This window comes from Telluria sp. RB2R28, assembly GCF_059685835.1.
The window spans coordinates 35776-47158 of sequence record NZ_JCASIK010000005.1 but is presented as its reverse complement, the minus strand read 5'-3'; the positions used below and the strand labels follow the sequence as shown (position 1 = coordinate 47158).

Below are 11383 nucleotides of genomic sequence, written 5' to 3'. Positions count from 1 at the left end.
ACACGCCATGATCGAAGTTCACGATGTACGCAAGGCCTTTGGCGCCGTCCAGGCGCTGGGCGGCGTTTCCTTCACCGCGCGCGATGGTCAGATCACCGCGCTGCTCGGTCCCAACGGCGCCGGCAAGACCACCCTGCTGCGCACGCTCGTCGGCCTGCTCAAACGCGACCACGGCAGCATCCTGATCGGCAGCGTCGACCCCGAACAGGACCCGATGGCGGTGCGCCGCAATATCGGCTTTCTCACCGACCAGTTCGGGCTGTACGAGCGCCTGACCACCCGCGAATACCTGCATTATTTCGGCGAACTCAATGACATGCAGGCCCCTGCGCTGCGCACGCGCATTGGCGAAGTGGCCGATCTGCTGGGCATGGAAGACATCCTGGATCGCCGGGCCAAGGGCTTCTCGCAGGGCCAGCGCATCAAGGTCGCGCTGGCGCGCACGCTGCTGCACCGCCCGCGCCATCTGCTGCTCGATGAACCGAGCCGCGGCCTGGACGTGATGAGCACGCGCGCGCTGCGCACGGCGCTGAACGCGCTGCGCGAGGACGGCTGCTGCGTGATCATGGCCACCCACGTGATGCAGGAAGTGACGCACCTGTGCGACGACGTCATCGTCATCGCCAAGGGCCATACCGTGGCCCAGGGCTCGCCCGACGAATTGTGCCGGCGCACCGGCATCACCAACCTGGAAGACGCCTTCGTCAGCCTGGTCGGCACCGAAGAAGGTATCGCATGAAGTCCAAGATCCGGATCGTGTTTTTGAAAGAGCTGCGCGAGATGCTGCGCGAGCGCCGCACGCTGGCGTTCCTGCTGGCCGCCTCGCTGATGTACCCGGCCATCATCGGCCTGCTGCTGAACCAGATGATCGAGCGGAACACGCGCACCGAGCGTGAAGGCATCGAGATGGTCGTCATCGGCGGCGCCAAAGCGCCGACCCTGATGGCCCAGCTGCGCGAGCGCAGCGTGACCGTCACCGAGGCCGCGCCGATGAACGAGGACGCCATTGGCGAGCTGCTGCGCGCCAAAAAGACCGTCGCCGTGCTGCGCGTGACGGACGACTACGTCGCCAACTACCAGGCGATGCGCCCGGCGCGCCTGGAGCTGTGGTTCGATTCGTCCACCGAGAGCGGCCAGCAGCGGCGCGACGTCGAAGACATCCTGCAGGCCTACAGCAGCAATATCGCCAGCGCGCGCCTGCTCGCGCACGGCGTCTCGCCCGCCACCCTCTCGCCCATCGAACTGCAGCGCCATGACACGGGCACCAACGCCTCGCGCTCGGCGATGGTCATCGGCGGCATCATCGGCATCCTGTTTTTGCCGGCATTTTTCCTGAACCTGTCGGCGGCCGTCGACAGCACGGCGGGCGAACGCGAACGGCGCTCGCTCGAAGTGCTGATGGCGCAGCCGGCCCGCAGCTGGGAACTGGTGGTGGGCAAATGGCTGGCCGCGAGCGTGCCGTCGCTGCTGGGCGTGACGCTGATCCTGTGCGTCGCGCACGCGATCCTGCGCTGGTTGCCACTCGAAGAAATCGGCATGTCGTGGAACCTGGGCTGGGGTGAGCTGATGCTCGTGTGCCTGGTTACGGTGCCGCTGTCGCTGCTCTCGAGCGCCCTGTACATCGGCCTGGCAATGAACGCCAAGACCTTCAAGGAAGCCCAGACCACGGTCAGCTTCGTGACCATCCTGCCCGTGATTCCGGGTTTCGTGGTCTCGTTCATGGAACTCAAGACGGCGACCTGGATGTACCTGGTGCCGATGCTGTCGAACCAGACGCTGGTCAAGGAACTCGCCAAGACGGGCGACATCGGCCCGCTGCCCTTCGTGCTGACCTTCCTGTGCGCGCTGATTCCGGCGCTGCTGGTGGTGGCGTTTGCAAGCTGGCGCATGAAGAGCGAGAAATACGTGCTGGGTGTGTAATCCCGCCGTACAATCGAAGCCCCTTTTCAAGAACACAGCACAGCGGAGCAGAACATGGATGTAAAAGTCAGCTGGAACGGCCCGTCGGGCATGAGCTTCCGGGCCCAGACGGGCAGTGGCCACATGGTGGCGATGGATGGCGCGCCGGAAGGCGGCGGCCACAATCTGGCGCCGCGCCCGATGGAGATGGTATTGATCGGCACCGGCGGCTGCGCCGCGTATGACGTGGTGCTGATCCTCAAGCGCGGCCGCGAAGACGTGCGCGGATGCGACGTGACGCTGCAGGCCGAGCGTGCCGAGGTGGATCCGAAGGTCTTCACCAAGATCAACTTCCACTTCGTGGTCACGGGCCGCAACCTGAAACCGGCGGCGGTCGAACGCGCGGTGCAGCTATCGCATGACAAGTACTGCTCGGCGTCGGCCATGCTGGCCAGGACCGCCGAGATCACGCACTCGATCGAGATCGTCGAAGGTTAAATCAGGGCCTCAGATGCGGTAGGCGGCGGTGGTCATGACCTTGGCCATCGCCCGCATCGCCATCTTGACCGGCATCGGCAACGGGGCTGCGCCCATCGCCTGGGCTGCGTCGGCGTGCGCGATTTCATCGATGCGCATCTGGTCGACGATCGCGCGCGATTTGGCGTCCTGCTGCGGCAGCAGTTCGAGGTGGCTGTTCAGGTGCGCCTCGACCTGGCGTTCGGTCTCCACCACAAAGCCCAGGCTGACCGGATCGCCGATCCGGGCCGCCACGGCGCCCATCACATAGGCGCCGGCATACCACAGGGGATTCAGGACGCTCGGTTGCGAACCCAGTTCATCCAGGCGCTGCGCGCACCAGGCCAGGTGGTCTTCTTCTTCCTGGCCGGCTTCTTCGAACTGCGCGCGCAGTTGCGGCGTGTGGGCGAAACTGGCCTGCGCATCGTACAGGGCCTGGGCGCACACTTCGCCGACATGGTTCACGCGCATCAGGCCCGCGCTGTGACGGCGGTCGGTATCGGACAGCTCGCTGTCCATGGCGTGCGTGGCCGGGTTCGGGCGCGACATGGCGGTCACGCCGCCGACGACGCGCAGGGCCTTGTCGACGCCGACGATCAGGTGGTCCAGGGGGCTGATGAAACGATTCGCGGTCATGGCTGGCTCGGTAATCTAGTCGCTGAGGCCTTCATTATAAGCTTTAGTTCTCGCGATCCACTCGACCAGCGGCCCTTCGGGCTCGATGCCCGAGATGTTCTTGGCCACGCCCAGGTTCAGTTCGAGCAGGTATGGCACCGACACGATCGGCACGCCGGGACAGTGGCGGGAAAACGCATCCAGAAAACGGCTTGATTCCACGGTGGGCATGACCTTCTCGCCGCTCATGAACTGCAGCACGCTGGTGATCGTGTGGCCCTTGCCCAGCGTGTGATAGATGAAGCGGTTGAATTCGCGGTCGACCGCCTTGAAGTCGATTTCTTCCTTCGTCATCAGGCCGGCCAGATACACCAGGCCCAGGCCGACACGGAACCAGTCGGTCGATTCGGCCCGGCTGCGCCCTTCGCGCATCAGGACCAGCAGTTTGTCTTGGGTGGCGGCATCCATGTTGCCATTATCCATAATTTGGGCTGGCGCGGGCCGCGCACCTGTTGCGCGGTACAACAAATTTATAGAAAGAAACCCGGCATGCACCCTGTCACCGGATAATGCAGTCTGGGGCCACCTTTCGCCCGTGCATCGCACCGTGCCTGTCCTGGCCGTGACGATTGAATACAATGCCAATGTGAAAAAAGAGTAGCTGCGATGTAAATACATCACTGCAGCCAGGAGTTGTCATGCAATTGAAGATCCGCAATTTGTCCAAGACCTACGCCAATGGCGTGGTCGCGCTCGACCGTGTCACGCTGAATATCCCGGCCGGGATGTTCGGGCTGCTCGGGCCGAACGGCGCGGGCAAATCGACACTGATGCGGATTCTCGCCACGCTGCAGGAATGTGACGCCGGCTCGGTGTTCCTCGACGATATCGACGTGCTGGACGAAAAAGACGCCGTGCGCCGCATGCTCGGCTACCTGCCGCAGGATTTCGGCGTCTACCCGAAGGTCACGGCCTACGACCTGCTCGACCATTTCGCGCAGCTCAAGGGACTGTCGCACCGGACGCGCCGGCGCGAAGTCGTCGACGGCCTGCTGCAGCAGACCAATCTGTGGGACGTACGCGCGCAGCGCCTGGGCACCTTTTCGGGCGGCATGCGCCAGCGCTTCGGCATCGCCCAGGCCCTGCTGGGCGACCCGCGCCTGATCATCGTCGACGAACCCACGGCCGGCCTGGATCCGCAGGAGCGCGTGCGCTTTCACAACCTGCTGTCGGACATCGGCGAAGAGCGCACCGTACTGCTCTCGACCCACATCGTGTCCGACGTGGCCGACCTGTGCGCGAATATGGCGATCATCAACAAGGGCCAGGTGCTGCTGTGCGGGGAGCCGCAAGAACTCATCTACGGCATCGAAGACTTCATCTGGGCGCGCTTCGTCACCAAGGCCGAACTGCCGGCATTCCAGGCGCGCCACAGCGTGATCTCGAGCCGCCTGCTCAGTGGCCGCACGCTGATCCACGTGTATGCCGAGGACGATCCGGGCGACGGCTTCGAGCCGGCCCGCGCGAGCCTGGACGACGTGTACTTCGCCACCATCGCCGGCCGCCATAATCCCGCCGCCGGGGATTGCTGACCGTGCGCGCACTGCTCGTCATTGCCCGTTTCGAGGCCAGGCAGCGCCTGCGGCTGCTGTCGACCTGGGTGTATTTTGGCGGCTTCCTGGCGCTCGGGATGCTGTGGATGGTGGCGTCGGGCGGCGCGTTTCGCGAGCTGTCGATCACGTTCGGCACCCGCATCGCGATTGATGGGCCACGCCAGATCGCGCTGGCCACCGCCATGCTCGGCAGCCTCGGGGTCATTGTTGCCGCAGCCGTCATGGGCCGCGCGGTGCAGCAGGATTTCGAGCACGAGATGCACCACTTCTTTTTCAGCGCGCCGCTGCGCAAGGCCGACTACGTGTTCGGCCGCTTCCTGGGCGCGTATGCCACGCTGGCCGTGATCTTCGCCGGCATCGTGCTGGGCCTGTGGTTCGGCACCATGCTGCCCGGGATCGCGCCCGATCGCCTCGGCGGCGCCCCGCTGGCCGCCTGGCTCACGCCGTATCTGTTCACGCTCCTGCCCAACCTGTTCATTTTTGGCGCGATCTTCTTCGTGCTGGCCGCCCTCACCCGGCGCATGCTGCCGGTGTACGTGGCCAGCGTGATCATGACGCTCGGGTACACCATCGCCCCGTCGCTGGCGCGCGACCTCGATTTCAAGACGCTGGCCGCGCTGATCGACCCGTTCGGCACCACGGCCCTGATCCGCCTGACCGAATACTGGCCGCTGGCCGAGCGCAACGCGCGCCTGATCGCATTGACCGACGTGTACCTGGTCAACCGCGTGATCTGGGCCGGCTTCTCGCTGCTGGTGCTGCTGCTTGGCTACTGGCGCTTCCAGGCCGTCGGCGAGACCGAAGGCCAGACGCGCGCGCGCCGCAAGCTGGCGCCCGAACTGCCGTCCGGACTGCCCTCCGGGTTCACCCCGCCATTATCGCGCGCGGCACTCGACACCAGCACGCCCCCGGATTTCGCGGCCCGCAGCCTGGCCGTGCTGCTCGTCAAATCGGGCTGGGGCGAGCTGCGCGAATCGATCCGCAACGCGTACTTCGTGGCGCTGGCCACGGCCGGCGTGCTGGCACTGATCGCCAGCGCGCTCGACCTGGGCGCGGTGTATGGCACGCCGACCTATCCCGTCACCTACATGATGCTGGAACTGATCCGCGATGTGACCGGCCTGTTCGTGATCATCACGACCATCTTCTATGCCGGTGAACTGGTCTGGCGCGAGCGCGAGATGCGTACCAGCCAGATCCTCGATGCGCTGCCGGTACCCAGCTGGCTGCCGCTGGCCAGCAAGACGCTGGCGCTGGTCGGGCTGCAAGCCTGCCTGCTGCTTGTTGCCATGGTCACGGCCATGCTGATCCAGCTGTTCAAGGGGTACTTCCAGCTCGAACCGGGCCTGTACCTGCAGGCGCTGTTCTCGATCATGCTGCCCCACTTCGCGCTGCTCGCGGTGCTGGCGATCGCCGTGCAAGTCATCGTCAACCACAAATACCTGGCCAACTTCGTCATGATCGGCTGGGTGCTGGCGGCGCTCGCCTTCAATGGCGCGGGCCTGGATCATCCGCTGGTGCTGTACGCGGTCTGGCCCGACCTGACGTATTCGGCGATGAACGGCTTTGGCCACTACCTGCTGCGCGAGCGCTTCTACCTGCTGTACTGGGGCGGCGCGGCGCTGATGCTGCTGGGCGCGGCGCGCGCGCTGTGGCCGCGCGGCGTCGACAGCGGCTGGCGCGAGCGCCTGCATCTGGCGCGCCGCAGCTTGACCCTCCCGGTGCTGGCCACGATCGGCGCCGGCGCCGTCGTGTTTGCGGGCAGCGGCGTCTTCATCGCGTGGGAAATGGCGCAGGGCGGCTACCTGAGCGCGCGCCAGTCCGAACAGCTGCGCGCCGACTACGAACAACGCTACCACCGCACCGCCTTCCTGCCGCAGCCGCGCATCACGGCCGTCAGGCTCGACACGGCCATCCATCCGGCCGCGCGCGCGCTGCAGGTGAAGGGCCGTTATCAGCTTGAAAACCGCAGTGGCAAGCCGGTGTCGGACGTGGTCCTGTACCAGCAGCGCGGCGCGCGCCTGAACGTGACCTTTACGCAGCCGGCAACACTGGCAGCCAGTGATCCCGAGCGCGGTTTCTATCGCTACCGCCTGGCCGCGCCGATGGCGCCGGGCGCGCGCATGGCGCTGGACTTTACCGTCGACTACGCGCCGCGCGGCCTGCTGGGCCTGGGCAGCGAAACGCCTGTGGTGGACAACGGCACATTCTTCACGGATGACGTCATGCCGCGCATCGGCTACCAGCCGGCGGTGGAACTGCGCGACGAGCGCGATCGCCGCCGCTATGGCCTGGCCCCGCGCGCGCGCATGGCCGCGCGCGACGACCCGGCGGCGCGCGCCAACCACCTGCTGGGCGTGGACGCCGACTGGATCGACTTCGAGACCACCGTCAGCACCAATGCCGACCAGATCGCGGTGGCGCCGGGCACGCTGGTGCGCGAATGGAGCCAGGACGGGCGGCGCTACTTCCGCTACAAGATGGACCGCCCGATGCTGAACCACTACGCCTTCCAGTCGGCGCGCTACGAAGTGCGCCACGAACGCTGGCAGGACGTGACGATCGACGTGTATTACCACCAGGGCCACGAAGCGAACGTGGAGCGCATGGTGCGCGGCGCCCAGGCGGGCCTCGACTACGGCGCGCGCAACTTCGGGCGCTATCCGCTGCGCGAATTGCGCATCGTCGAGTTCCCCCGCTACAGCAGAATGGCCGTTGCCTACCCGGGCGTGATCCCGTTCCCGGAAAGCGCAGGCTTCATTGCGCGCATCGATCCCGGCTCGCCGAAAGACCTCGACTACCCGTTCTACATCAGCGCGCACGAGACGGCGCACCAGTGGTGGGGGCACCAGCTCATCGGCGCCAACACACGGGGCAGTACGGTGCTGAGCGAAGGAGTGTCCGAGTACATGGCGCTGATGGTCATGCAACGCGCCTACGGCGCGGGCAAGATGCGGCGCTTCCTGCGCTATGACCTCGACGGCTACCTGAGGGGCCGCGCAAACGAGCAGCGCAAGGAAGCGCCGCTGGCGCTCAACGAGCAGCAGCCGTACATCCAGTACCAGAAAGGCGCGCTCGCGCTGTACCTGATGCAGGACATGCTGGGCGAGGACGTCGTCAACGGCGTCTTGCGCGGGCTGTTGGCGCAGCACGGCTACCAGGGCCCGCCCTACCCGACCGCGTCAAGCCTGATCGACGGCCTGCGCGCCGTCACGCCGCCCGCGAAGGCCTATCTGATCGACGACCTGTTCGAATCGATCGTGCTGTACGAGAACCGGGCCGACAGCGCCACGGCGCGCCGGCGCGCCGATGGCAGGTACGAGGTGACGATCCGCGCCAGCGCCGGCAAGATGCGCGCCACCGACCAGGGTGAAGAGCAGCCGATGCCGCTACACGACTTCATCGAATTCGGCGTGGACGACAGCGACGGCAATCCCTTGGTACGCGAACGGCGCCTCGTCAGCAAGGATGAACAGCAGATTACGCTGGTGGTCGATGGCATCCCGGCGCGCGCCGGCATCGATCCCGATAACAAGCTGATCGATCGAAAACCGCGTGACAATATGCGTGCAGTCGACAAGCCGTAGTTCTCGCGCTATGATCAAATCAAAATATGGGGGAGGAAGCGTCATGTCAAACCTGGTCACGGAGATTACCGAAAAAATCCAGATGCTGAACGCAACAGAAAAACAGCAACTGCTACACATGCTGCTGCAGGACATCGACGGGCCCGATCAGGACGCCGATGAAGCGTGGCGCAACGAAGTCGTGCGGCGCGTGCAAGCCATTCACAACGGCGAAGCAGCCATTCGCGCATTGAAGGAATGGCAGGACTGACAGCGTTCAGTCCGTCTCACAAAGAAAAAACCGCGGCATGCCGCGGTTTTTTTACGCCGGTGGGCGCTGGTTTATTTCGCCGCCACCTTCCTGGCAGGCGCTTTCTTGGCTGCAGGCTTTTTGGCCACTGCCTTCTTGGCAGCAGGTGCTTTCTTTGCCGCTGGCTTGGCGGCCGCCTTGCGCGCGGCCTTCACCGGTGCTGCTGCGCCATCGACCGTTGCCTCGGCATCTGCGGCGCCATCGGCAGCGCCCGCCTTGACCTTGGCGCCCGGCTTGGCCTTGCGCTCTTCGAACTCGAAGCTGATCTTGTTGTCCTTGCCACGCACCAGGAACGCCTTGAACGCGCGACGTGTGCGCTGCGAGACAAAGCCCGGCAGCAGATCGGTCTTGCCTTCATTGAGCAGCTTGCTCATCTGTTCAGGCAGGATTTCTTGTTGCAGGATGATGCGGCCGCTGCGGAAGTCGCACGTCTTTGGCTTGGCCACGCTGTGTTCGCACACATAGGCCAATGGCATTTCAAACACGCCGCCGGTGCACTTCGGGCACGGGCCCACTGGCGTCTGGCCAGTAAAGTCCACGCCTTCGCCGTCGGCGCCTTCATCGTCCTGGCCAAAGTCGAACTCGAGCTTGAAGTTCTTGATCTCTTCGTCGCGCACGATGCGCAGGATGGCGGCAAACGGGCGGCCCATTTTCGAGCGGAAACCTTGCAGCGGGCCGATCGTGCGTTTTTCAAGCAGCTCTTCGACTTCGCTGATCTCGAACTGGCGGCTGCCCGGCGTCTTGCTCATCGAGAAATCGCATTTGGTGCAGGCGAAGCGGCGGTAGTTTTCCTTGACCACGCTCGCGCAATTCGGGCACGGGGTGGTCAGCGTCGCATAGTCGCCCGGGATCGTGTCGTTGCTGTATTCCTTGGCGCGCTTGACGATGATCTGGGTCATCTGGGCGATTTCGCGCATGAATTCTTCACGCGAGATCTTGCCCTTTTCCATTTGCGACAGCTTGAATTCCCATTCGCCGGTCAGCTCGGGTGCTGTCAGTTCATTCACACCCAGGCCGCGCAGCAAGGTCATCAGCTGCGAAGCTTTTGCGGTCGGCATCAGCTCGCGGCCTTCGCGCAGCAGGTATTTCTCGGTCAGCAAGCCCTCGATGATGGCAGCGCGCGTTGCCGGCGTGCCCAGGCCCTTGCCGGCCATCGCGTCGCGCAGCTCGTCCGAGTCGATCAGCTTGCCGGCGCCTTCCATGGCCGACAGCAGCGTCGCTTCGTTGTAGCGCGCCGGCGGTTTGGTGACCAGGCCGTTGGCCGTAATTTTCTCGGTCAGGACTTTCTCGCCCTTGGCCACCGGCACCAGGTTGGCGCCATCCTTGTCGTCGCCCAAGTCCTTGCCGTAGACGGCCAGCCAGCCGGGATTGGTCATGACCTTGCCTTCGGTCTTGAACTGGTGACCGGAGACTTCGGTAAAGCGCGTCGTGACCAAAAATTCAGCGGCCGGGAAGAACACCGCCAGGAAGCGGCGCGTGACCAGGTCGTACAGCTTCTGTTCCGGCTCGGACAGGTTCTTCGGCACGATGCCGGTCGGAATGATCGCGAAGTGATCCGAAATCTTGGTGTTGTCGAAAATGCGCTTGTTCGGCTTGACCCAGCCGCCCTTGGTCACTTGCTTGGCGAACTGATTGTAGTTATTGGTTTCGGCCAGCGCGACGAGCGTTTCCTTGACCGTGGCGATGTAGTCTTCAGGCAAGTGACGCGAATCGGTACGCGGGTAGGTCAGCACCTTGTGCTTTTCATACAGCGCCTGGGCCAGGCCCAGCGTGTTCTTGGCCGAGAAACCAAAGCGGCCGTTGGCTTCGCGCTGCAGGCTGGTCAGATCGAACAGCGCTGGCGCCATCGACGTGGTCGGCTTGGATTCTTCGGTAACGGCGCCCTGCTTGCCGCGGCAGGCGGCGGCGATCGAGTCGGCCGCGGTCTTGCTCCACAGGCGCTCGGCGCGTTTTTCAGGGTCGTTCTCGTCCTTCTTGAACTTCTGGTCGAGCCAGCGGCCTTCGTAGATACCGGCGGCGCACACGAACTCGGCGCGCACTTCCCAGTAGTCGCGCGGGACGAATTTCTTGATCTTTTCTTCACGCTCGACGACGATCGACAGCGTCGGCGTCTGCACGCGGCCGACGGTGGTCAGGTAGAAGCCACCCTCTTTCGAGTTGAACGCTGTCATGGCGCGCGTGCCATTGATACCGATCAACCAATCGGCTTCGGAGCGGCAACGAGCGGCATCGGCCAGCGGCAGCATTTCTTCATCGCTGCGCAGATTGGCGAAGCCGTCGCGGATGGCGCCGGCCGTCATCGACTGCAGCCACAGGCGTTTGACCGGTTGCTTGGCCTTTGCGTTCTGCGCGATCAGGCGGAAGATCAGTTCACCCTCACGCCCGGCATCGCATGCGTTGATCAGTGTCGTCACATCCTTGCGCTTGATCAAACGATTCAACACCTTCAGGCGCGATTCGGTCTTGGCGATCGGATTGAGCGCGAAGTACGGCGGGATCATCGGCAGGTGCGTGAAGCTCCACTTGCCGCGCTTGACGTCGTGCTCTTCTGGCACGGCGATTTCGAGCAGGTGGCCAACAGCCGACGAGAGCACGAATTCGTCCGATTCGAAGTACTCATCGTGCTTGGTGAAGCCGCCCAGCGTCTTGGCGATGTCGTTCGCGACCGACGGCTTCTCGGCGATGATGAGGGATTTGGTCATAGTGTTTCTCGTCGTACTGTCTATATAGTGTGGGGCTTGCGCATCATACATGCTCGGGCCAGCACCGGTGAAATTCTGGCCATCATGCCAGTTTGGTAACGTCCTGAAGGAAGCGGCCAATGATAAGCGGGTTCCCGCGCTTCCGGCAAGGGGCCGCCCCAC

At 64.3% G+C, this 11383-nt stretch carries 9 protein-coding genes; 6 read left to right on the top strand and 3 right to left on the bottom strand.

Features of this window, described 5'->3' with window-relative positions:
* The first annotated feature begins 7 nt into the window (after positions 1–7).
* The 3 genes from AC56LV_RS18410 to AC56LV_RS18400 are packed head-to-tail and all read left to right on the top strand — an operon-like array spanning position 8 to position 2397.
* Positions 8–739: an ABC transporter ATP-binding protein gene (locus AC56LV_RS18410; protein ID WP_499559762.1), complete on the top strand. Its 732-nt coding sequence runs from the start codon at positions 8–10 to the stop codon at positions 737–739.
* Complete coding sequence (locus AC56LV_RS18405; protein WP_499559760.1) at positions 736–1920, top strand: ABC transporter permease; 1185 nt, start codon at positions 736–738, stop codon at positions 1918–1920. The genes AC56LV_RS18410 and AC56LV_RS18405 overlap by 4 nt, the downstream gene beginning before the upstream one ends.
* Before the next feature lie 54 nt (positions 1921–1974).
* Entirely contained in the window at positions 1975–2397 is a 423-nt protein-coding gene (locus tag AC56LV_RS18400; RefSeq protein ID WP_499559758.1) for an OsmC family protein, read from the top strand.
* A 9-nt stretch (positions 2398–2406) separates the two neighbouring features.
* Here AC56LV_RS18400 and coq7 read toward each other — a convergent pair whose 3' ends face one another.
* Positions 2407–3051 (bottom strand): 2-polyprenyl-3-methyl-6-methoxy-1,4-benzoquinone monooxygenase, encoded by a 645-nt coding sequence (coq7, locus tag AC56LV_RS18395; RefSeq protein WP_499453189.1) that lies wholly within the window; start codon positions 3049–3051, stop codon positions 2407–2409.
* Between the two features lie 15 nt (positions 3052–3066).
* Positions 3067–3498: a hypothetical protein gene (locus AC56LV_RS18390; protein ID WP_499559756.1), complete on the bottom strand. Its 432-nt coding sequence runs from the start codon at positions 3496–3498 to the stop codon at positions 3067–3069.
* Positions 3499–3728: 230 nt separating this feature from the next.
* Here AC56LV_RS18390 and AC56LV_RS18385 point away from each other — a divergent pair, with 230 nt between their 5' ends.
* The 3 genes from AC56LV_RS18385 to AC56LV_RS18375 are packed head-to-tail and all read left to right on the top strand — an operon-like array spanning position 3729 to position 8480.
* The gene (locus AC56LV_RS18385; RefSeq protein WP_258836680.1) at positions 3729–4622 is read left to right on the top strand and encodes an ABC transporter ATP-binding protein; all 894 of its coding nucleotides are present in this window, start codon (positions 3729–3731) and stop codon (positions 4620–4622) included.
* Between the two features lie 2 nt (positions 4623–4624).
* Positions 4625–8230 carry an ABC transporter permease/M1 family aminopeptidase gene (locus AC56LV_RS18380; protein WP_499559754.1) on the top strand — a complete coding sequence of 1202 codons (3606 nt, stop codon included), beginning with the start codon at positions 4625–4627 and terminating at the stop codon, positions 8228–8230.
* 43 nt (positions 8231–8273) lie between these two features.
* The gene (locus AC56LV_RS18375) at positions 8274–8480 is read left to right on the top strand and encodes an addiction module protein (protein WP_183557532.1); all 207 of its coding nucleotides are present in this window, start codon (positions 8274–8276) and stop codon (positions 8478–8480) included.
* Between the two features lie 71 nt (positions 8481–8551).
* Here AC56LV_RS18375 and AC56LV_RS18370 read toward each other — a convergent pair whose 3' ends face one another.
* Positions 8552–11221: a DNA topoisomerase III gene (locus AC56LV_RS18370; protein WP_499559752.1), complete on the bottom strand. Its 2670-nt coding sequence runs from the start codon at positions 11219–11221 to the stop codon at positions 8552–8554.
* Positions 11222–11383: the final 162 nt, after the last annotated feature.